Source organism: Actinomadura decatromicini, from assembly GCF_008121305.1.
GTDB classification, from domain to species: Bacteria; Actinomycetota; Actinomycetes; order Streptosporangiales; family Streptosporangiaceae; genus Spirillospora; species Spirillospora syzygii.
The window spans coordinates 160,026-182,219 of sequence record NZ_VSRQ01000010.1; the positions used below are offsets into that span (position 1 = coordinate 160,026).

At 73.0% G+C, this 22,194-nt stretch carries 17 protein-coding genes; 11 read left to right on the forward strand and 6 right to left on the reverse strand.

Features of this window, described 5'->3' with window-relative positions; all coding sequences use genetic code 11:
* Positions 1–4: 4 nt before the first annotated feature.
* Both FXF68_RS36885 and FXF68_RS36890 read left to right on the forward strand, forming a co-directional pair.
* The gene (locus tag FXF68_RS36885; protein ID WP_148767469.1) at positions 5–376 is read left to right on the forward strand and encodes a hypothetical protein; all 372 of its coding nucleotides are present in this window, start codon (positions 5–7) and stop codon (positions 374–376) included.
* A gap of 111 nt (positions 377–487) precedes the next feature.
* On the forward strand, positions 488–2,116 hold the full coding sequence (locus tag FXF68_RS36890) for a MinD/ParA family ATP-binding protein (protein ID WP_148767470.1): 1,629 nt from the start codon (positions 488–490) through the stop codon (positions 2,114–2,116).
* A gap of 129 nt (positions 2,117–2,245) precedes the next feature.
* Here the strand turns inward: FXF68_RS36890 and FXF68_RS36895 are convergent, their stop codons facing one another.
* Positions 2,246–3,052, reverse strand: coding sequence for a hypothetical protein (locus FXF68_RS36895; RefSeq protein ID WP_187438304.1), 807 nt, complete (start codon positions 3,050–3,052; stop codon positions 2,246–2,248).
* 248 nt (positions 3,053–3,300) lie between these two features.
* On the opposite strand from FXF68_RS36895, the gene FXF68_RS36905 reads away from it, so the two are divergent.
* Complete coding sequence (locus FXF68_RS36905; protein WP_187438305.1) at positions 3,301–3,762, forward strand: hypothetical protein; 462 nt, start codon at positions 3,301–3,303, stop codon at positions 3,760–3,762.
* Positions 3,763–3,795: 33 nt separating this feature from the next.
* On the opposite strand, the gene FXF68_RS36910 is transcribed toward FXF68_RS36905, so the two are convergent.
* Together FXF68_RS36910 and FXF68_RS36915 are read right to left on the reverse strand one after the other, a co-directional pair.
* The gene (locus tag FXF68_RS36910; protein WP_148767473.1) at positions 3,796–5,223 is read right to left on the reverse strand and encodes a DUF1266 domain-containing protein; all 1,428 of its coding nucleotides are present in this window, start codon (positions 5,221–5,223) and stop codon (positions 3,796–3,798) included.
* Between the two features lie 120 nt (positions 5,224–5,343).
* Complete coding sequence (locus FXF68_RS36915; protein ID WP_222870270.1) at positions 5,344–6,285, reverse strand: DUF6177 family protein; 942 nt, start codon at positions 6,283–6,285, stop codon at positions 5,344–5,346.
* A gap of 156 nt (positions 6,286–6,441) precedes the next feature.
* On the opposite strand from FXF68_RS36915, the gene FXF68_RS36920 reads away from it, so the two are divergent.
* Together FXF68_RS36920 and FXF68_RS36925 are read left to right on the forward strand one after the other, a co-directional pair.
* Entirely contained in the window at positions 6,442–7,881 is a 1,440-nt protein-coding gene (locus FXF68_RS36920) for an LCP family protein (RefSeq protein WP_148767474.1), read from the forward strand.
* 201 nt (positions 7,882–8,082) lie between these two features.
* Positions 8,083–9,060: a glycosyltransferase gene (locus FXF68_RS36925; RefSeq protein ID WP_148767475.1), complete on the forward strand. Its 978-nt coding sequence runs from the start codon at positions 8,083–8,085 to the stop codon at positions 9,058–9,060.
* Positions 9,061–9,069: 9 nt separating this feature from the next.
* Here the strand turns inward: FXF68_RS36925 and FXF68_RS36930 are convergent, their stop codons facing one another.
* Genes FXF68_RS36930 through FXF68_RS36940 form a run of 3 tightly spaced genes read right to left on the reverse strand, consistent with a single transcriptional unit; the run spans position 9,070 to position 14,639 of the window.
* Positions 9,070–12,390: a sialidase family protein gene (locus tag FXF68_RS36930; protein WP_148767476.1), complete on the reverse strand. Its 3,321-nt coding sequence runs from the start codon at positions 12,388–12,390 to the stop codon at positions 9,070–9,072.
* Between the two features lie 36 nt (positions 12,391–12,426).
* Positions 12,427–13,347, reverse strand: a complete 921-nt coding sequence (locus FXF68_RS36935) for a glycosyltransferase (protein ID WP_148767477.1) — start codon at positions 13,345–13,347, stop codon at positions 12,427–12,429.
* Positions 13,344–14,639: a hypothetical protein gene (locus FXF68_RS36940; protein ID WP_148767478.1), complete on the reverse strand. Its 1,296-nt coding sequence runs from the start codon at positions 14,637–14,639 to the stop codon at positions 13,344–13,346. Before FXF68_RS36940 ends, FXF68_RS36935 begins: the two co-directional genes overlap by 4 nt.
* A gap of 267 nt (positions 14,640–14,906) precedes the next feature.
* Between FXF68_RS36940 and glf the strand changes: the two genes are divergently transcribed.
* Genes glf through FXF68_RS36970 form a run of 6 tightly spaced genes read left to right on the forward strand, consistent with a single transcriptional unit; the run spans position 14,907 to position 22,131 of the window.
* On the forward strand, positions 14,907–16,085 hold the full coding sequence (glf, locus tag FXF68_RS36945; RefSeq protein WP_148767479.1) for a UDP-galactopyranose mutase: 1,179 nt from the start codon (positions 14,907–14,909) through the stop codon (positions 16,083–16,085).
* Positions 16,082–18,130: a glycosyltransferase gene (locus tag FXF68_RS36950; protein WP_246179140.1), complete on the forward strand. Its 2,049-nt coding sequence runs from the start codon at positions 16,082–16,084 to the stop codon at positions 18,128–18,130. The genes glf and FXF68_RS36950 overlap by 4 nt, the downstream gene beginning before the upstream one ends.
* Positions 18,127–19,008 (forward strand): ABC transporter permease, encoded by an 882-nt coding sequence (locus tag FXF68_RS36955; RefSeq protein WP_246179141.1) that lies wholly within the window; start codon positions 18,127–18,129, stop codon positions 19,006–19,008. Before FXF68_RS36950 ends, FXF68_RS36955 begins: the two co-directional genes overlap by 4 nt.
* Positions 19,008–19,787 (forward strand): ABC transporter ATP-binding protein, encoded by a 780-nt coding sequence (locus FXF68_RS36960; protein ID WP_148767481.1) that lies wholly within the window; start codon positions 19,008–19,010, stop codon positions 19,785–19,787. The genes FXF68_RS36955 and FXF68_RS36960 overlap by 1 nt, the downstream gene beginning before the upstream one ends.
* A complete protein-coding gene (locus tag FXF68_RS36965; protein ID WP_148767482.1) occupies positions 19,784–20,917 on the forward strand; it encodes an acyltransferase family protein in 1,134 nt (377 codons plus the stop codon). The genes FXF68_RS36960 and FXF68_RS36965 overlap by 4 nt, the downstream gene beginning before the upstream one ends.
* On the forward strand, positions 20,914–22,131 hold the full coding sequence (locus FXF68_RS36970) for an acyltransferase family protein (protein WP_148767483.1): 1,218 nt from the start codon (positions 20,914–20,916) through the stop codon (positions 22,129–22,131). The genes FXF68_RS36965 and FXF68_RS36970 overlap by 4 nt, the downstream gene beginning before the upstream one ends.
* Positions 22,132–22,194 lie beyond the last annotated feature (63 nt).

Below are 22,194 nucleotides of genomic sequence, written 5' to 3' on the forward strand. Positions count from 1 at the left end.
AGTGATGGTGAAGAAGCTCCTGGTCATTTCCGGTGTCGTTGTGATGGCGTTCGGGCTGAGCGCCTGCGGCGGCGACTCCGAGGACGAGGTGGGCGGCATCAAGGTGCCCGAGGGTGCCAGCGTGTCGGCCAACCCTGACGGCGGGGGCAGCATCCAGGGCAACCAGACGCTGAACCCCGACCAGATGAAGATGGCGACCAAGTTCGTGGCGTGCATGCGCGGGCTGGGTTATGACATGCCTGAGCCGTCCGATCCGGGGTTCAACTTCTCGCCGAAGAACGCCCAGGGCATGGGCGCGGCGAAGCTGCAGCAGGTCCGCAAGGACTCCGTGCAGTGCTCCGACAAGTCGGGTGGGAGTTCCCTGACCGGAGGGTGAGGTCTTCCTGAGGTCCCCGTCACCGCTCGGGCGGGGATCTCAGGGGTGGGAGCGGGCGTTCGGCCGGGGCCCCGGAGCCCCTAGGCTGGCACCGGGACGAGAGGAGGGCGGGTGCCGGACTCGGGTTGGCAGCTTGGCGTGTTGCGCGAACTCGGCGCGTCCCAGCGCGGCTTCGCGACGTTCGGATCGGCCGCGGCCCGTCCCGCGGACGCCGGATGGGGGGCGGAGGCGGCCCAGCGGAGTGCCCGGCAGGAGGCCCCGACGGCCGCCGCCGGTGCGCCGGATCCGGAGCCTCTCGCGGCGCCTCCGGCCGCGCCCGTGGCACCGGAGCCAGCCGCCGAGGCGGCGCAGGCGCAGGCACAGGTTGAGCAGGTCGAACAGCCGGGGCCGCCGCAGCCCTATGACCCGTTTCCCGATCCGCCGCAGCAGGCGCCCGCCGAGGCTGCCCAGCCGGCCTCCTACGACCCGTTCCCGGACGCGCCGCAGCCGAGCGCGCCCGAGCCCACGCCCACGCCCGCGACGCCGGAACGGCCGCCGTTGGAGCAGCAGCGCGCGGCGCAGGCCGAGCCCGCAGCGCAGCAACCGCAGCAACCGCAGCAGCAGGCCGTTGAGGCCGAGGTCCCGCTGGTCAACGAGGAGTTCAGTTGGGAGGCGGCGATCACCCCGATCGGGGGCGGCGCGCCGCAGGCCCCCGGGCTCCCGCAGGCTCCCGGCGCCGAGGACCAGGAGCAGGCGCGCGACGTGTCCGGCGGACATGCCGCGCCGCCCGTCCAGACGCCGGGCCAACCGAACCCGCCGCCGGCGCCGCCGCAGCAGCAGCACCAGCACGGCGCGGTGCCCATGGCGGACGAGTTCGTCCGCAAGAACCAGCACGGCGACGCCTTCGTGCGCCGGATGGGACGCGGTGTCCGCAAGGCGGTCGGCGCGTCCGGGCAGATCAGGACGCAGGCCGAGATCGCCGAGTACCTGCGCCGTCCGGTCGGCGGGTACCGGCAGATCACGGTGGTCAGCGTCCGCGGCGGCGCGGGGAAGACGACCATGGCCGCGCTGCTGGCGACGGAGCTGGCGCGGCACCGTCCCGACCGGGTCCTCGCGATCGACGCCGACGCGGAGCTCGGGTCGCTGCCGCTGCGGCTCGGCGTCCGGTCGGAGCTGTCGCTGTTCGACCTCGCCGCGCAGCAGCCGCGGACGTTCGAGGAGGCCGCGCAGTACCTCAAGCAGACCAGGGAGGGGCTGTGGGTCCTCGCCGCGACCCGCGGCGGCCGGATCACCGGTGAGTTCGCCTTCGACACGTACCAGGCGGCGTTCTCCACGGTGAGCCGCTACATCGCCGCCGCCGTGACGGACTGCAGCGCGGGCATCCTCACCGACCTGCACCGGTCGCTGCTCGGCCAGTCGCACAGCGTCGTCCTGGTCACGCCGGGGACGGTCGACGGTGCGCTGAGCGCGCGCGGGGCCCTGGAGTGGTTCTCCCAGGGCGCGCAGCGCGGCCTCCTGGCGCGGACGGTCATCGCGATGGTCTCGCACGCCCCCCAGGTCGGCGCCGACCTGGCGCGGGCCGCGCAGATGCTGACCGCGTGGGGGACGCCGGTCGTGCACGTCCCGTACGACCGGCAGATCGCGACCGGCGCGGCCGTCGACTTCTCCCGGCTGGGCGAGGCCACCCACGCGGCCGTCGGCCGCATCGCCTACGAGGCGTTCGCGCGTTCGCTCGGCGACTTCGCCCCCGGCACCCGCTGACCCACGCCGCACCCGCTGCCGACCCGGCCTCTGCTGACCTACTCCCGGCGCTCGACGACCGGGGAAATGGAGCGGCCGGAGCGCGCATCCGTGGGGATGCGGGCGCTCCGGCCGGTAGAGGGCTAAGGGTCAGTTCGACCAGACCAGGGTGTTGGTGATCTCGACGCCGAGCTCGCCCGCCGTGGCGAAGACGCTGCCCGTGCGGCCGCCGGTCGGGCCGCCGTTCGACCAGTACGACTGGGCGTAGACGACGGAGGAGCCCTGCGACCAGGACCGCGTCCAGTACGCGGGATCGGCGCGCGGCTGCGGCAGCCCGCTCGCGTCGGACGGGGTGAGCAGCAGCGGCCACCCCTCGGTGTTGGTGACGTTGCTGACGCTGCTCGCCGCCGACGGGCTGGCGAACTTCGCGATCGACACCGACGTGATGATGTTCTTGGTCGGGTTCGCGTACACCGCCGAGTACATCTCGCCGACGCACGGGTTCACGCGCAGGGCGGTCTGCAGTTTGGCGTTGGCGCGGCTGGTGCACGACGCGGTGCGCGTGCCCGCCCGGGTGAAGGTGTTGCCCTTCGCCGTCCGGATGGTCGGGCCCAGGATGGAGGCCGGGTCGGACGACGTCCCGCTGGAAGGCGAGGACGACGGCGTCGACTCGGGTGAGTAGGGAGTGTAGGACGGGCTGTACGGCGTGTAGCTGGGGAACGCGGACGTCCGGTGTGAGTCGTCGTCTCCGGTGTTCAGGATGACGAACGCGCCGATGCCGATGAACGCGAGCACCACCACCACACCGATGATCAGCAGCGGGACGAGCGCGCCGCCGCCGCCTCCTCGGTGCGGCGGCGGGAAGCCGGGGCCGCCGGGCGGCAGCGGCGGGCCCGGCGGCGGGGGCGGCGGAAACGGGCCGCCCGGGGGCTGGCCGGGCCATTGGGGGGAACTCATGAGCGCTCCGTGCTTGTGTCCATGCGGGGGACGGTTCGCGGATCGGTCCAGATTAGCGGGCGGAAGTTCCCAATTTCACGAGGGATGGTAGGTATGACTCCGAATGTACGTACCGGGGGACGGGCGGCGGGGCGTCCGGATGTCTCATAGGGTTGCGCTGGAGAGGGGAGGCAGGTGTCCGACTCAAGCCGGCGGCCGGCCGCGGCGCGCGGCGACGGCCCGCTCAGTCCGCCCGATGGGGTGACCCGATGAGCAGTGACCTGGTGGCGCTGGTGCGCCGCCGCCCGGACGTGCACGCCGTGGCGGACGGCATGATCGCCATGGGCGAGCCGCTGGAGCTGCGCGGCGGTGAGCCGGACCCGACCCTCCTCTACGACGCCGAGGGCCGGTTGCTCGTCTCCATCGAGGACGCGGTGCAGGTGTCCGCGCGGAGCGAGATCCGGCGGCTGCTCGGCGCCGACTTCGCCGACCGGGTGGCGGTCCCCGTCTGGTGGGTGGACGTCCGCGCCGTCGGCGACATCCCCGACGCGATGCGGGTGGCGCGGCGGTTCGCCGACTCCCTCGTCCACTGGGCCGGGGGAACGGTCTACCCGGACGGCGCGAGCGAGGCCCCGGCGCGGAGCTGGAAGGCGCAGGGGAGCGGCGGGTCCGCCGCGCAGGCGCCCGGCCAGGACGGCGCCGCCTACCAGGGCGGGGTCATCGGCGGCTAGCCGAGGCCGAGGCCGGAGCCGGAAGCCCCGGGATCACGTCCAGTCGCGGGTGAGGTCGAGTTCCCACGGGACGAGGTTCCACGGGCTGTGCGCCTCGGTCGACAGTTCGTGGATGAGGTTCTCGTACTCGCCCTGGGTCTTCCCGCCGCCGCCGGACCAGAGCCGGCGTCCCTGGAGGTAGCAGGTCGCCATGTCCTGCCAGGACTTGTAGCGCCGCTGGATGTCGAGGGCCAGCGGCAGCATCCGTTCCCAGCAGTACTCCTCCGTCAGCCAGCCGACCATGTAGCCCCAGCGGTAGAGCATCAGCGCGCGGCCGTAGTCCCAGATGAGGAACCGTCCGACGTTGGCGCGCAGCTCCGGGTCGGCGAGGGCCTGCAGCCGGTGCAGCTCCTCGGCCGCGTGGTTGCGGTCGTTGAAGAGCTGGTGGAGGAACTGTGCGAGCTCCGCGCCCTCCTCGCTGGCGTCGGCGCCGGGCTCGTCGCGCAGCAGCTTCGGGACGAGCCGCGCGTACGAGCCGCCCTCGTCCCCGTACCGGACGCGGACCAGTTCGATGAGCCGTTCCACGAACGGCGGTTCGAGCCGGTCGCCCGCGATGAGGGCGTCGACCTCGCGGAGCAGCGTCCCGTACTCCTCCTGCGCGGCGGGCGGACGGGCGGCGAGGTGCGCGTCGTGGGCGAAGTCGGCGCGGTGCCCGTCCTGGACGAGCCAGTTGACGGCGCCGAGGAGCTGTTCGAGGTCGTAGGCGCCCCACGGGTCGTGCAGGAGTTCCTGCGCGGCGCGGCGGTCGGCGGTGGCGGCGTCCGCGCCGGGCGCGGCGCCGAGCCGGTCGAGCCGGAACCCGTTGATCGCCGCGTAGGGCGCGCCCGCCGCGACGATCCAGCGCTGGACGGGGGTGAGGCCGCCGTCGTGGGCGAGGACGGCGGGCACGTCCGGCGCGGAGATCAGCTCCCAGAGCCGCCGCTGGAACTCGGCGGCCTGCCGCCGCTCGCTGTCGAAGAACCCGGCGAGCTGCTTGCACAGCGACGGGTGCCGGACGTACAGCCGCCGGAAGAAGCGTCCGTTCTTCCACACGAGGTGTTCGGGGCGCAGGTCGCGGAACGGGATGCGGGTCCGCCGGTGCACGAGCGTCCGTTCGGCGAAGCGCAGTTCGAGGTCGGGCCACAGGCCGTGCAGCGGCGTGAAGCGCAGGAGTATGAAGTAGCCGAGGGAGACGGCGATCAGGGCCGCGCCCGGGCCGAGCACCCAGCGGGCCTCGTCCTGCAACCCGGTGAGGGACATGACGGCCCCGCCGAGCAGCGACGCGACGCCGCCCACGCCGAGGGACAGGAACCAGCCCGTCGTGACGACGAACGACCCATCGATGCGGAGCACCGCCTCCTCGCCGTCGAACTCGAACGACCCCTCGGCGAGGGTCCCCTCGACGGCCCGCTCAAGTGCGTCGAGCTGACGGGCCTCTCCCATGGGCAGGACCGTACATCATCCCTTACGGGTAGATCATCCGCACTGTGCGGGCGTTTGTCGGGACGCTCGCCGCGATGACCGCTTCACCGCACGTCTCCGGCCGGGCGCGCGCCGGGGCGCTCAGCCCGACTGGAGGTGCTGCATGAGGAGGCTGTGCCGCTGCCAGCCGTCCTGGGAGCGGCCGTCGCCGAGCGGGAAGAAGGTGAGCGGCGCGCGCGGCGGCCCGACCTGCTGGCCGGGGATGCCGGCCGGCCCGGCGACGGCGCCCGCGACGGCGAGCGCGACGGGCGCGGGCGCGCCCGTCCAGCGGGCCTCGGTCGTGAGGTCGGCGCGGCCGGGGGTGACCTGCACGAACAGCGACGCGACGGCCTGGTCGGCGGCGAGCGCGCCGACGAGCGTCGGGAGGTGCTGGAGCGGCGGCGGGTCCTCCGGCATGTAGCCGACGGTGACGGTGCTGACCTCGGCGACGCCGCCGCCGTCGACCGCGGTGAAGTCGCAGACGGCCTGCGCGGGACGCGGCCCGTCGCCGCCGACGAGGAGCCGCGCGGTGGAGCGTCCGCGCGCGTACTCGGTGAACCGGTCGCGGCGCCACGGGTGCTCCAGCGGCTCGGCCGGGCCGAGCGCGCCCGGCTGCTTGCCGGTGAGGAGCTGGAGGAGGCGTTCGACGGGCCCGCCGATGTCGCCGTCGGCGCCGTGCCGGGTGCGGTAGACGAGGGTGAGCTGCGCCCCGATCGGCGCGGTCGGACGGGTGGTGAACCCGGGCGCGTAGTCGCGCGCCTCCGGGACGGGGACGAACGTCCCGCCGTTCCATTTGAGCGGACGCCCGGTGAGGCCCTCGTAGTAGCCGTCGCCGTTGCGGACGACCCACTGCACGTCCTGCCCGGTCGCGGCCGTCCGCAGCGGGAGCGACAGCCGCGAGTCGAGGGGCGTGACGAGCTGCAAGGTGCGTCCGCTGCCGGCGCATTCGGCGAGTGCCCTGCTCAGCCAGGCGCTCAGCGGCACGAGGGGCCGGTCCTGGAGGACGACCATGGCCTGGTCGGTCAGCGCGTCTACGGTGCTCATCTTCGGAGGAGTCTAGCGACCGCGGCATCGCGGGGAAGGGCGCACCGTGGGCCTCCCGCGCCCCTCCCGGCACGCCCCCGGGCACCCCCGTCCGGGGCCGGACGACTTGACTGTGACACGGGTGGCCGTTGTCCAAACTGTGCTGAAATGGTGCGGATGCCGCGAGTCGCCGTGCCCTCCCGCGTGTACTACGCGGACGCCGCCCCGCCGCAGCCGGGCCCGCCGGCGCGGGGGCGGGGCTGGCGCGTGCTCGGCTGGCTGTCGGTCGCGATGTCGGTGGTGCTGGTCGGCGCGAGCCTCACCGCCTACGGGTTCTGGCGCAGGCTGGACGGCCAGATCGACCGCGAGCACGTCGACGACCGGCTCGGCGAGAACCGTCCGGCGAAGCTCAACAACTCGCTGAACATCCTGATGATGGGGTCCGACAGCCGGGCGGGGGAGAACGCCCGCTACGGCGTCGAGGCCGGGCAGCGCTCGGACACGACGATCCTGCTGCACATCTCGCCCGGCGGGGAGAGCGCGATCGGGATCAGCTTCCCGCGCGACTCGATGGTGCAGATGCCGCCGTGCGAGAAGAAGAACGGCGCGAAGGTCCCGGCCCAGTTCGGGATGATCAACGCGGCGTTCTCCAACGGCGGCCCGGCCTGCACCTGGCGGACGATCGAGTCCCTCACCAAGATCCACATCGACCACTACGTCGAGGTGGACTTCGCCGGGTTCAAACGCGTCGTGGACGCCCTCGACGGCGTCGAGATCTGCGTGCCGAGGCGCATCGACGACCCGAAGGCCGAACTGCACCTCAAGGCGGGACGGCAGGTCGTCCGGGGCGAGCAGGCGCTCGGGTACGTCCGCACCCGGTACGTCCTCGGCGACGGCTCCGACCTCGACCGGATCAAGCGGCAGCAGGCGTTCATGGCGTCCGTCGTGCAGAAGGCCACGGACAAGGGCATGCTCACCGACCCCGGCCGCACCTACGGGTTCCTGTCCGCCGCGACCAAGTCCATCAAGGCGGACGACCGGCTCACGCTCTCGGTCATGCAGAAGCTCGCGGGCAGCATGCGCGGGATGAGCGCGGGAAAGGTGCGGTTCGTCACCGTCCCGGTGCAGGCGTTCCCGCAGGACAAGAACCGCGTGCAGTTCGACATGGCGCAGGCTGAGCCGTTGTTCCGGGCCGTCCGGGAGGACAACAAGCTCCCCGAGCCCGCACCGGCGCCGGTGGTGGCGCAGAACGGGGTGCGGCCCGTCCCGCCGAACCAGGTGAAGGCGGCGGTGTTCAACGCCACCGCGATGCCGGGCCTCGCGCAGCGGACCGCGGACCAGCTCGCCGAGCGCGGCTTCCAGATCGTCAAGGTCGGCAGCACGAAGAAGCGGTATCCGCGCACGCAGATCCTGTACGGGGTGGGCGCCGAACGGCAGGCCGCCCGGATGGCGCTCGCGGTGCCGGGACATCCGCCGCGTCCGTGGGCGTCCGCCAAGCCCGGCTACGTGTACCTGGTCATCGGCAGGGACGGGGCGATGCTGAGCGGGCAGAACGCCGCCGTCCCGAAGGTGGCGGGCGAGGTCCGCGCCGACCGCGATATATGCGAGCATTCCTGACCAAGGGCGCACCGGTGCCCACCGGGCACGTCGGTCACGGCCCTTTTGTCGTGGCACACCGGTATCTTGACCCGGGCCAACCATCAAAGCCGCTAAGGCGTCCCACCTAGGACGCGACAACTGAATCCTCCCGACCCCTCCGCCCCGAGGAGCCGCCCCCGCACCGGGCTCTCAGGGCCACGCTCCCCCCGGAACGGAAGCATGAAGCCCGAACCCTTCAGCCTCCTGATGACCGTCTACGGCGGCGATCACGAGGAACACGTGCGGGACGCCTTCCACAGTGCGGTGCACGACCAGACCCTCCGTCCCGACCAGGTCGTCCTCGTCCAGGACGGTCCGGTCTCCGCCGAACTCTCCGGCCGCCTGCACGCCCTCGTGGAGGGCAGCCCGGTGGAGGTGACGTTCGTCGAGCTCGACCAGAACCGCGGCCTCGGCCCGGCGCTGGACGCGGGCCTGCACGCCGCCCGCCACGACATCGTCGCCCGGATGGACGCCGACGACGTCGCCATGCCGCACCGCTTCCAGATCCAGGTGCCGCTGGTGCGCGCGGGCGCCGACCTCGTGGGCGCGGGGCTGCTGGAGTTCGGCGCGGACATCTCCGACGTCGTCGGGCAGCGCATCCCGCCGAGCGACCCGGCCGACATCGCCCGCTACTCGCGGCTGCACGACCCGTTCAACCATCCGACGGTCGTGTACCGGCGCAGCGCCGTCGTCGCGGCGGGCGGCTACGGCGACCTCCCGCTGATGGAGGACTACTGGCTCTTCGCCCGGATGATCGCGAACGGCGCGCGGACGGTGAACGTCGCCGAGCCGCTCGTCTTCTACCGGGTCGGCGACGGCGCGTACGAGCGGCGCGGCGGCCGCGATCTGCTCCGCTCGGAGCTGCGGCTGCAACGGCAGATGCTCCGGGAGGGCTTCATCTCCCAGCCGCAGTACTGGCGGAACGTCATGGTGCGGGGCGGGTACCGGCTCGTCCCGACCGCGATCCGCAGGCCGTTCTACCGGCGGGTGGTCGCGTCCTACGGCGCGCGGCGCAACCGGTCCCGCGACCGGGAGGACGCGCGCGGCGGGGCCGCGGAGCCGCCCGTCCGGTTCGTGCCGCGCCAGCGCGCCCACACGGCGGACGGCTACGACCCAACCGCCGGGTTAGATCCGGCGCCGCCGCAGCCCGAGCACTGACCCGCCCGGTCAGGGGGCGGGACGCCTCCAGAGGACGGGCTGCTCGCCGGAGCCGGCGACCGTGCGGCCGACGCCGAGCAGGGCACCCTTGAACGGGGTCAGGCCGGTGATCTCCTGCCGTCCGGCCGCGCCGAGCACGTCGTCGCCCGGCGCCTGCGCCTTCCAGGACGCGCCGTCCGCCGAGGTCCACGCGACGACGTCGGCCGCGCCCGCGGGTCCGGCGGTCGCGGCGACGGCGAAGCCGCTCGGCGTCGCCGTCACGGCCGTCACCCTGACCGGGTCGTTCGAGCCGGACGCCGGCAGCGCCGCCGGACGCCACGTCCGCCCGCCGTCGGCCGAGGCGTAGCCGAGCGTCGCCGTCCCGGACGAGCCGAGCGCCTCGCCCGCCGCGAACAGCGCGTTCCCCTTCGCCGCGACGTGCGTGAGCCAGCCCTGCGACAGCCCGGCGGGCAGCTTCAACTCCTGCAACCGCCACTTCCTGCCGTCCGGCGAGCTCCACACCGCGGGGCGCCCGCCGGGCCTGCCGGGCCACTGCATGCCGCCGACCGCGACGAAGCCGAACGTCCCGCCCGCGGCGTCGCGGACCCAGCGGCCCCCGCCCTTGTCGGCGGTGAGGTCGGTGCGGCCCACCCCGCGGCCCCGCTGCCAGGACTTCAGGTCGGGGGAGAACCAGATCGCGCCGGACGGCCCGTCGTCCCCGACGACGACGTACCCGGCCTGCGCGGCGGCAACGCCCTGCGTGGCGAGCGGCAGCGAGCCCTTCCGCTCGAACACGGGGTCGGTGTCGGCGGGACGCCAGAGCGCGCCGTCCGCCGACGTCATCACCAGAGGTCCGCGCGGGGCGCCGCCGCCGTCGCCGACCGCGAGCCAGCCCGCGGAGCCGTGGGCCACCGCCGTCAGGCGTTGCAGCGCCGGACGGGAGACCCCGCCGGAGAAGCGGGCGCGGGTCCAGGACGCGCCGTCCGCCGACGTCCAGATCGCGGCGTCGCCGCCGGTGCTGCCGACCGCGACCGCCGGTGCGCCGTCGGCGGCGGCGACCGCGGCGACCGCCTGGTCGGGACGGAACGCGCCGGGGATCTTCAACGGGTCGACCGGAACCTCGGTACCGCGCGCGTCCCGCACCGCGAGCAGCGGGTTCAGGTCGCCCTCGCCCGGGTCGCGGCCGACCAGCACCGTCTGCTCGGCGGTCGCGGACGCGCCGAGCAGCGTGCGGCCGGACGAGGCGGAGAGCGTCCCGGCGTCCTGCCAGGACGCGCCGTCCGCGGACCGGCTCACGGCGATGTCGCGCGCCCGCTCCACGACGGCGGCGTATCCGGTGTCCGTCGAGAGCAGCTGCCTGACCTGCCGGTATCCGGACGGCGCCAGCTTCCCGGCCGCCTTCCACCGGGCCGCGTCCGGGGACGTGTACACCTGCCCGAACACCGACCTGCCCGACTGCACCTCGCGGACGGCGACGAGGCCCGCCCGGCCGCCGCCGACGCGCAGGCCGCGGGTGCCCTTCGGCGCGGGGATCTTGGCGGGGGACCACGTCCGGCCGCCGTCCGTGGACCGCCACGCGCGGCGGAACGACGCCTTGCCGGGGGACGGCGTGTGCGCGCTCTCCATCAGGACCGTGCCGCCGCTCGCCGCCGCCTCTTCCAGGACCACCCGCCCGCGCAGCGGGACGCCGATCCGGCTGCCGGTGACCGAGTCCCAGTTGCGGCCGTCCGCGGACAGCCACACGGCCGGGGTCGCGTCGCTGAAGTCGCCCTTGCGGGAGACCTCGCCGAGCGCGAGGAAGCCCTTGTCGGTGCCGATGACCTGGGTGAGGCGGCTGCCGCCGCCGAACACGTCGCCCGCCGCGTCGGGCTGGCGGCGCCAGGCGCGGCCGTCGGCGCTCGTCCACACGGCGCCGCCGCCGGGGCGGTTGCCGATCGCGACCCAGCCGCCCTGGCCGCCCGCGACCACGCGCGGCACCTCGCCGGGACCGGGCTCGCCGCCGTCCGCGCCCCGCACCTCGGCCGTCCTGAACGTGCGGCCGCCGTCCGCGGACACGACGAACACGCCCCGGTAGTTGCCCGGGTCGGCCTCGCCGCCCACCGCGACCACCGTGGCGCCGGACGCCGCGACGCCGGTGAACTCCTGGTCGCGCCCGTCGACTCGGGCGGCGGGGTCGGCGGCGAACAGTTTCCCGGCGAGCCGCGCGCCGTCCTCGCCGCCGCCGTCCGAGCCGCCGTCACGGCCGTTCAGGATGACGAAGCCGCCCGCGACCAGCCCGCCGACGACCACGACCCCGGCCGCGCCGAGGAGGACCTTCTTGGCGACGCCCCCGCCCTTGCGCTTGGGCCTCGGCTGCTGCCGCCAGGGCTCGTCGACCTGCGGCGGGGGAGCGACCGGATGCGGCGCCATCGGGCTCGGGGACGCGGTCGGCCCCGGGCCGGGGACTTCCTGCGCGTACGGGAACGGCTGCGATGCCCTCGGGCCAGACGTCTGGCCGGGGACTTCCTGGGCGTACGGGAAGGCCGGTGACGCGGCCGGTTCAGATGTCTGGCCGGGGATCTCCTGCGCCCACGGGAACGGCTCGGGGGCCGGTGCGCGCGGAGTGTCCGGGATCTCCTGCGCGTAGGGGAACGGCTCGGCCGCTGGGGGCTTCGGTGTTTCCGGGATCTCCTGCGCGTACGGGAAGGGCTCGGCCGCCGTGGGCTTGGGGGTTTCCGGGATCTTCTGCGCGTACGGGAACGGCTCGGGCGCTGGAGGCTTCGGTGTTTCCGGAATTTCCTGCGCGTACGGGAACGGCTCCGAGGCCGGTGGCCGGGGAGCGGGTGGTTGCGGCGCGGGTGGTTGCGGTGCGGGAGGCTGCGGGGCGGGTTCTTGCGGTGCCGGGGGCTGGGGCGAGGCGGCGGGCGGGGCCGGGAGCCGCGGCGGTCCCACGGCGTCCGGGGCCTCCTGCGCCCAGGGGAACGGCGGGAGCGGCGGGAGTTGCTGCTCAGGCTGCGCCGGACGTGCGGCCGGACGCTCCACGCGGGTGCGGTCGGCGCCCTCCTCCTCGTCCTCGACCTGCTCGCCGGACGGCGTGCCGCGCGAGAAGTCGGTCATGGTGAAGTCGGCCAGCCCACCGGACGGCTGCGGCTGCGGCGGTCGCGCCGCCTGCCGGACGACCTGCGTCCTGCCGTCGTCCTCGGCCGGTTCGTCGGACGGCTCCTCGCCCGGCGCCGGATCGGCGGCGGCGGGCTCGTCCTCCTCGTCCAGCCACTGCGGACGCGGCGGCGGGCCGGGCAGGTGCTGCGCCGGGGCGTCCTCCTCGGGCAGGTCGCCTCCGTGCTCGCCGTCCGGCGTCTCCTTCGGAGTCACACCCGCCTCCCCGTAGGCCCTCCGCGGTCGTGGTCGTCAGGGATCATATCGACGCATGGCCGCCGAAATGACCTCCGTCGTCGGGCGGGGACGGCGCCGCAGCCCGTCCGCGAGACCGGTCCGCAGGCCCCTGCGCAGGACGGCCCGGTCCGCCGACCGGACGTACGCGCGCACCCACCGCCGCACGGACGACCCCGCGTACAGGACGCGCTCCCCGGGCGCGAGGCCGCGGCTGCGCGTGAACAGCCACACCTTGTTCCGCACCTCGTAGTAGAAGCGGTCGCCGGGGTCGGCGTCGGCGCCGCCGAACGTCCGCGTCTTGTGGACGACGACGCTCGCCGGGCAGTACAGCCCGGACCGCCCGCGCAGCAGCCGCGTCGTGAACTCGAAGTCGTCGTTCCAGAGGAAGTAGTCGGCGACCGGCAGCCCGCGTTCCCGCACCGCCGCCGCGTCCACGAGGACGGACACGAACGACGCCGACCGGATCGGGCGGCAGCCCACCGCCGACGCGGCGGCCAGCTCGGCGCGCGACGCGCCCGGCTTGACGCGCGGGGTGTTCATGGGGTGGTCGCGGCCGTCCGTCCACACGACGCGGCTCGCGACGAGGACGGGTTCCGCCGCCGCCCGCTCCCGCGCGTCCAGCAGGGCGCCGAGCGCGCCCGGCTCGGGAACGGTGTCGTCGTCCATGAGCCAGAGGAGCCCGGCGCGGCCGGTGTCCAGCACGTGGGCGATCCCCGCCGCGAACCCTCCCGCGCCGCCGGTGTTCTCGGCCAGCTCGACCAGGTCGACGTCCGGGAACCGGTCGCGGACGAGCCCCGCGGTGCCGTCGCCGGACGCGTTGTCCACCACGACGACGCCGTCCGGCGGACGGGTCTGCCGGCCCAGCGCGTCCAGCGCCTCGGTCAGCAGGTCGCGCCTGTTGTAGGTGACCACGACGGCGTACACCGCCGGGCTCATCGCTGCGAGGCCCTGCTCGACAGGACGGCGCCCGGCGCGTCCGCGTCGTCGTCGTCGTCGGCGGCGGGCTCGGGCTCGGGCGGCGGCTCGATCCCCTTGATTCTCTCGACGAGATGCCAGTAGCCGACCCGCATCTTCCACACGGCCCCGTTGCGCTCGCTGAGGTGGCGCGCCATCAGCTTGGGCAGCGCCGTCTCGTGCTGTTCGCGGCGTTCGCGCTGAAGCTCCGTGAGCTCTTCGGTGAGCACCGAGACCCGGTCGAGGAGACCGAGGATCGTGTGGGCGGCGGCGTCGAGGAGGTCGGCGTCGCCGGGCGCGCCGGACGCCGGTGGCCGCGCTGACTCGCGGGGCCGCAACTCCTCCAGGTCGCCGACGACGTCGTACCCTCCGGCGCGGATCGCGTCCACCCGCTCGTGCGACTTGGCCTCCGCCCACGCGCGGCGCTCGGCGGGCAGCGGGACCCGTCCCGGCTCGCCCCGCCCGGGGAGGACGGTCAGCGCGAGGACGTCGGTGACGAGCCGGTGGTACAGCCACATCGGGACGTCCTCGTCGACGGCCGCGTTCACCCGCCGGAGCAGCTCGGTCTCCGTCCAGCTCAGCGAGGCGTTCGCGCGGGCCTCCGACGGGTCGGCCGCGGACGGGTCGAAGCCCACCAGCCCGGCGAACCGCTCCCAGAGCAGCTCGCGGGGCGCGTCCGGACCGGGGACGGTCAGCACGTGCACCCGTTCCGGCGGGACGTGCCGGGCCCACCGTCCGAGCACGTCGGCCACGTCGTGCACCCGCCAGAACCACGAGGCCGCGCCGGTGTCGCGCGGGCCGTCGACCACCTCGTCCAGCCAGTGGTCGAAGCCGTAGTGGTACCGGTGCTTGACGTACTCCTGCCATTCGGACGGCAGCAGCCCCGTCAGGTCGCGCGCGGAGTAGACGACGTGGACCTCGCAGGGCGCGAGCGACCGCACGACCCGTCCGGCGACCTCCTCGTCCACCGCGCAGATGACCTCGTTGGAGATGACGGCGGCGCGGTGCCCCGACGACGCCTTCACCGTTTCGGCGAGGTCGTCCCAGGCGCCGTCCCAGCCGGGTCCGGGATCGTCGGGCTCGGGTTCCATCCCGCGAAGGTCGCGCGCGGCGCGGACGTGCGCGTCGAACGACCCGCCCGGCAGGAGGACACCCGCCTCGGAAAGGGCGTCGGCGTTCTTCCAGAGCAGGCCCTGGAGAAATGTCGTGCCGCTTTTCGGGGCGCCGATGTGGAGGTAGACGACCGGCGGGGAGCCGCCGGAGACCTCAGCCACCAGTGGACTCCTCTGGCTGGTCGGGTGCGACGCGCGGGACGCCGGTCCGGATCACAAGGCAGGGTACAACCGGCCAACCGGGGTCATTCAGCACAACGGGGATGAGGGTGTCGGTATCTTAGCGGGCGGCATCGTCGATCAACTCGTGTCAGTTCTCAGTGCCGATCCTCGACGTCGCTCCCTCCCCGACCCCCTGCGGGCCGCGGGCCAGGACGCGGGGACGGATCGCGCTCCGACGCGGCGGGGGCGTCGCAGGAAAGATGGGCCGTGAACGTTGATCTTGTAGTGGTGGGCTCCGGCTTCTTCGGGCTCACCGTGGCCGAGCGCTGCGCGGCCGAACTGGGGCTGCGGGTGCTGGTCCTGGAGCGCCGCGACCACATCGGCGGCAACGCCTACAGCGAGGACGAGCCCGAGACGGGCATCGAGATCCACCGGTACGGGGCGCACCTGTTCCACACGTCGAACGAGCGCGTGTGGGAGTACGCGAACAGGTTCACCCGCTTCACCGGCTACCAGCACCGCGTGTACACGACGTTCAAGGACCGCGTGTACCCGCTGCCCATCAACCTCGGCACGATCTGCGCGTACTTCGGCCGGGCGTTCACCCCGGACGAGGCCCGCGCCCTGATCGCCGAGCAGGCCGCCGAGATCACGCCCGGACGCGAGCCGCGCAACCTCGAAGAGAAGGCCGTCTCGCTCATCGGGCGCCCGCTCTACGAGGCGTTCATCCGCGGGTATACGGCGAAGCAGTGGCAGACCGACCCGCTCGACCTTCCGGCGGAGGTCATCACCCGGCTCCCGGTCCGGTACACGTTCGACAACCGGTATTTCAGCGACACCCACGAGGGCCTCCCCGTCGACGGGTACACGGCGTGGCTGGAGCGGATGGCCGACCACCCGAACATCGAGGTGCGGCTCGGCGTCGACTTCTTCGACCTGCGCGACGACCTCGCCGGGCGCGTCCCCGTCGTCTACACCGGTCCGCTCGACCGCTACTTCGGCTACGCGGAGGGCGACCTCGGCTGGCGCACGCTCGACTTCGAGCTGGAGGTCCGGGAGACGGGCGACTTCCAGGGCACCGCCGTGATGAACTACGCCGACGAGGACGTCCCGTACACGCGCATTCACGAGTTCCGACACTTCCACCCGGAGCGGCGGTACTACCCGGACGACCGGACCGTCATCATGCGGGAGTTCTCGCGCTCCGCCGAGCGCGGCGACGAGCCGTACTACCCCGTCAACACCGCCGACGACCGCGCCCGCCTGCTGCGCTACCGCGAACTGGCGCGGCGGGAGGACGGCGTCCTGTTCGGCGGGCGCCTCGGCACCTACCAGTACCTCGACATGCACATGGCGATCGCCAGCGCGCTCGGCATGGTCGACAACCGGCTGCGGCCCCACTTCACCGAGGGCGAGCGGCTGACCGACGGAGGAGTTGACCGATGACCGACGAAGCGATGACCGACGAAGCGATGACCGGCGAAGCGATGACCGGCGAAGCGATGACCGGCGATGACCTGCGCGTCCTGCACCGGGTCGTCATGCCCGGCGAGCGCGACTTCGACGTCCTCAAGCTGTACGTGGACGGGAACGCGGTCTTCGGACGCCGCACCGCCGACCTGCAGAGCGCGGCCGAGCGGGTCCGCGCCGAGCAGGACGGCGACGCGGGACCGGCGGCGGCGTACCGCCCCTCGTCCCAGGACGACAGCGCCGAGATCGTCGGACGGCACAGCATCGTCGTCCCGTCCGGGACGCGGGTGTCGTTCTGCAGCTACTTCAACGCGTTCCCCGCCGGGTACTGGCGCAGGTGGAGCACGGTCGAGGACGTCCGGCTGCGGGTCCGGGTCCGCGGCGAGGCGACGATCCTCATCTACCGGTCGACGGGCAAGGGCCACCAGGAGCGCGTCAAGTCCCTGCACGTCGACTCCGACTCGTCCGTCGAGCGGGTCGTCGACCTGCCGCTCGCGCCGTTCATCGACGGCGGCTGGTACTGGTTCGACATCGTCGCCGACGGCCGTACCGCCGTGCTCGACAGCGCGGACTGGTGCGCGTCCACCGACCGGACGGCGCCCGGCACCGCCACGATCGGCATCACCACCTTCAACCGGCCGAGGTTCTGCGTCGAGCAGCTGACGGCGCTCGCCGCGTCCGGCGACGTCCTCGACGTCGTGGACGAGATCCTCGTCGTCGACCAGGGCACCGACCGCGTCGAGGACCACCCCGACTTCGCCGCCGCGGCCGAAGCGCTCGGCGGCCGGCTCCGCGTCATCGACCAGGCCAACCTCGGCGGGTCCGGCGGCTTCTCCCGCGTCATGCACGAGACCGTCGAGTCGGGGCGCAGCACGTACGCGCTCCTCCTGGACGACGACGTCATCCTCGAACCCGAGGGCATCCTCCGCTCGGTGACGTTCGCCGACCTGGCGCGCGGCCCGATGCTCGTCGGCGGGCACATGCTCGACCTCTACAACCGGTCGGTGCTGCACGTGTTCGGCGAGAGCATCGCCCGCTACCGCTGGTGGATGGTGCCCGCCGCGCACACCGAGCTGTCGCACGACCTCGCCGCCCACCCGCTCCGCGACACCCCGTGGCTGCACCGCCGCGCGGACGTCGAGTACAACGCGTGGTGGATGTGCCTCATCCCGGTGGAGGTCATCCGCAAGATCGGGCTCTCGCTGCCGTTCTTCATCAAGTGGGACGACATCGAGTACGGGTTGCGTGCCAAGGCCGCCGGGTTCCCGACCGTCTCGCTGCCGGGCGCGGCGGTGTGGCACGTCCCGTGGCACTCCAAGGACGTCATGACCGACTGGCAGGCGTACTTCACCGAGCGGAACAGGATCGTCACCGCGCTCATGTACTCGCCGTACGAGCGCGGCGGCAACATGCTCAAGGAGAGCCTGTTCATCACCATCAAGCACGCGCTCGCCATGCAGTACTCCACGGCCGAGCTGATGCTGCTGGCGATCGAGGACGCGCTCAAGGGCCCGGAGGACCTGCACCCCTCGATCGTCACGAAGATGGGCGAGCTGCGGGAGCTGCGCGCCGGGTTCGTGGACGCGCAGGCCAAGTCCGACCTGGACGAGTTCCCCGCCGTCCGGCGGAGCAAGCCGCCGCGCAAGGGCCGCGACGTCGTCGCGCCGAAGAACCGGCGGGCCATGTTTCAGACGGCGCTGCTCGGCGCGGCCCGGCAGGTGAAGCCGGTCGGCTCGTTCCCGAAGACGCACCCGGAGGCGCTCGTCCCGCACGTCGACCAGACCTGGTGGCTGCTGACGAAGTTCAACAGCGCGCTCGTGTCGTCCGCCGACGGGACGAAGGTGTCCTGGTACCAGCGCGACCCGCAGCGGTTCTGGTCGCTGGTCCGGCGCGCGTCGGCGCTGCACGCCCGGCTCGGCAAGGACTGGGCGCCGCTCAGCCGCCGCTACCGGGACGCCCTGCCCGGCCTCACCTCGCCGGACGAATGGCGCGAGACCTTCGACCGTGCGCGGCGCCGGTGACGACCGCTTCGACGTCTTCCGCCGACCTCGACGACCCCGAGCTGGTCGAGCCGGGCCGGGGCGGCGGGCTCGCCGACGTCCTGCGCCGCCGCTACCTGCTGCGGCTGATCGTGCGGCGCGAGCTGCGCGCCCGCTACCAGGGGTCGCTGCTCGGCCTCGGCTGGTCCTACGTCCGCCCGGCGGCGCACTTCGCCGTGTTCTACTTCGTGGCGGGCGTGTTCCTCGGGATGAGCAAGAACGTCCAGCACTTCCCGATCTTCATGTTCTCCGGGCTCGTGCTGGTCTCCTTCTTCAACGAGACGCTGATCAACACCACGCACTCGGTGCTCGGGAACGCGCCGCTCATCCGGAAGGTGTACCTGCCGCGCGAGCTGTTCCCGGTCGCGTCGCTGCTGGTGTCGTGCGTGCACCTGCTGCCGGGGGTGGCGATCGCGCTGGGCGTCGCGATCGCCTGGGGATGGACGCCGTCCGCGCTCGCGATCGGCTCGGCGCTCCTCGGGTTCGCGCTCGTCGCCGTGCTCGGCATCGGCCTCGGGCTGATCTGCTCCGCGCTGCACGTCTTCTACCGCGACACCGACAAGGTCGTGGACATCGCGACGCTGTTCGTCACCTGGTCGGTGCCGATGATCTACCCGTGGACGATGGTCCGCGACACCGCGCCCGGCTGGGGCCTCGACCTCTACCTGTCGAACCCGATGGCGGTCGGGGTGCTGCTGTTCGAGCGCGCGTTCTGGTGGCCGACGACCGACCGGACGTTCGTGTTCCCCGCCGGGCTCACCCGGGACGCCCTCGTCCTGCTGGTGCTGGCCATCGTGCTGCTCGCGGTGGGGCAGTTCGTGTTCGCCCGGTTGCAGCGCCGCTTCGCGGAGGAGCTGTGATGCCCCGCGCCCTGGTCATCGACGGCGTGTCCAAGCGGTTCACGCTGCGGCACGCACGCTCGATCAAGAACATGACCGTCCGGGCGCTGCGCCGCGAGAGGCTGCGCGACCGGTTCACCGCGCTGGACGGCGTCACGCTGACGGTCGGCGTCGGCGAGGCCGTCGCGCTGGTCGGCGTGAACGGCTCCGGCAAGAGCACCCTCCTGAAGATCATCTCGGGCGTGATGCCGCCGGACGCGGGCTCGGTCCGCGTGCGCGGCCGGGTCGCCGGGCTGATCGAGGTCGGCGCGGGCCTGCACCCCGACCTCACCGGACGCGAGAACGTCTTCCTCAACGGCGCCATCCTCGGCATGGACCGCGCCGAGACGCTGAGCAAGTTCGATTCCATCGTGGCGTTCGCCGACATCGGGCAGTTCCTCGACCAGCCGGTGCGGTTCTACTCGTCCGGCATGTTCATGCGGCTGGCGTTCTCCATCGCCGTCCACACCGACCCGGACGTCTTCCTCATCGACGAGGTGCTCGCGGTCGGCGACCCGCTCTTCCGCCGCAAGTGCATCGACCGGCTCCACGAGTACCGCGACAGCGGCCGCACGATGGTGATCGTCGCGCACGACGTCACGCTGCTGCGCCAGCTCTGCACCCGCGGCGTCTTCCTGGAGGACGGCCGCGTGATCTGGGACGGCGACATCGACACCGCCGCCGACATGCTGCTCCAGAAGCGGGAGGAGCGCCGCCGGGCGAGCCTGCGGCGGGCGGAGGCGACCGAGGCGGGCCGATGACCCCGATGTCCCCGGTGAATCCGCCGCCTGCGCGCCTTCGGGAGATCGACCTGCTGCGGTTCGTGGCGGCGCTGCTCGTGATGATCCACCACTATGTGGGACGGCTCGGCGGCTGGGGCGTGCAGAACCACCACAACATGCCGGGCATCGCGCAGATCGCGCATTTCGGGAACCTCGGCGTCGACCTGTTCTTCCTCATCAGCGGGTTCGTGATCCTGATGAGCGCGTGGGGACGCGGTGTCGGCGACTTCGCGGTGTCGCGGGTCGTCCGCATCTTCCCCGGCTACTGGTTCGGCGTCACGCTCGCCGTCGTCGCGTTCCTCGCCATCGGACAGACGCCGTGGGCGGGTCACAACCCGATCGCCGTGTACCTGCCGAACATGACGATGTTCCAGATGGGCATCGGAGTGAACCACATGGAGGTCGTCTACTGGACGCTCTGGGTCGAGCTCCATTTCTACGTCCTGATCTCGCTGCTCGTGTGGCGGGGCATCACCTATGAGCGGTGCCTCGCGTTCATGGTCCTCTGGATCGTTCTAGGCACCTTCTCGATGGAGGCCGACTTCCTGCCGCTGGCCGCGATCCTGTTGCCGCCGTGGGCTCCGTACTTCGTGGCGGGCATGGCGTTCTATCTCATCCACCGGTTCGGCCCGAACCTGCTCCTGTGGCTGATCGTGTTCGGGTGTTGGGGGCTCGCCGTCCCCTACCGGATCGCGTCCGTCAGCCCGGAGCTGGAGTGGCCGGAGGTGTGGGACGCGGTCGTCACCGGCGGCGTCACGTTCGCGTTCCTCGTCATGGCGATGGTGTCCGTCGGCATGTTCGATATCGTGCGGTGGCGCGGCTTCACCGTCCTCGGCGCGCTGACGTACCCGCTGTACCTCGTGCACGAGACGGTCGGCCGCGTCCTGGACGATCTGCTCGGCGCCCACCTCGGCCGGTGGACGCTCCTCGGAGTGTCCTGCGCCGCCGCCCTCGCGGCGGCGTACCTGGTCCAGCGGTTCGTGGAGGCGCCCGCCCAGCGCTGGGCGCGAAGGAGGCTGAAGGCCGCCCTCGCCCGGCTGCGCCGGGAGGGGCTCCCGGCCGTCCGCCGCCAGACCCCGTCCCGCAGTCCCGCGGAGGCATCCCGATGACCCGTCCCCCCGCCCTCGCTCCCGCCGCCGTCGCCTCGCCGACCCGGTTGCGCGAGCTGGACCTGCTGCGCTTCGTCGCCGTCGGCTTCGTCGTCCTGCACCATTTCGCGGGCGTGCGCAGCACCGTCTGGGCCGGACGGGACGCGCAGAAGATCTATCCCGAACTGGCCGACGTCGCGCACTTCGGGTACCTCGGCGTGCAGCTCGTGTTCATGATCAGCGGGTTCGTCATCCTGATGTCCGCCTGGGGCCGGAACGCGGGCGAGTTCGCCGTCGCGCGGGTCGTCCGGCTGTACCCGGCGTACTGGGTCAGCGTCCTGCTCAGCCTGACGCTGTACCTGGTCTGCGGGTCGGCGGTGCCGTACGGGGACGGCGCCGACCCGGTCCGCCGCGTCCTGCCGAACCTCACCATGCTCCAGGACGGCATGCACATCGCCCCGCTCGAAGTCGTCTACTGGGCGCTGTGGGTGGAGCTGCACTTCTACGTGCTCATCGCGATCTTCGCCCGCGTCGGCATCACGTACGCGCGCTGCGTGACGTTCATGGTCTCCTGGCTGGTCATCGGCGCGTTCGCCAAGGAGGGCGGCAGCGCGATGCTGCAGACCGTCGTCCTGCCCGAGACCGCGCCCTTCTTCATCGCGGGGATGGCCTTCTTCCTGCTGCACCGGTTCGGGTCGAACATCGCGCTCTGGCTGGTCGTGGCCGCGTCGTGGGCGCTGGCGGTGCATTACCTCGTCGAGGGCGTCAGCCCGCTGAACGCCTGGAAGGGCGTCCACGAGATCGTCATTCCCGTCGTCGTGACGGTGTTCTACGTGGTGATGGCGCTCGCGGCGTTCGGACGGCTTTCGTGGCTGCGGTGGCGGCTCTTCACCGTCCTCGGCGGGCTCGCGTACCCGCTCTACCTGGTGCACGAGACGGTGGCGCGGGCGATCGTGAAGGTGTTCTTCCCGCATCCGTTCCTCGACCGGTGGACGATCCTGCCCGTCATCGTCACGGCGGCGGTGGCGTCGGCGGCGGCCGTGCACTGGCTGGTGGAGCGTCCGGCGCAGGCGCTGATGCGGCCCCGGCTCGCGGCGGCCATCGCGCAGATCCGCGCCGGCGGCGCGCGCCCCGCCGAGCCGCCGACCCGCGCCGAGCCGGACGACGGTCCGCCGGACGAGGGGGAGCGCCCGCGGCGGGACGCCCCGGCGGTCCCGCCCGCCTCGGTGCCCTAACCTGATCGAATCGATCCCGGCGCGGCACGCCGCCCGGTCAGTCCCCCCGCCGGTCCGAAGGGT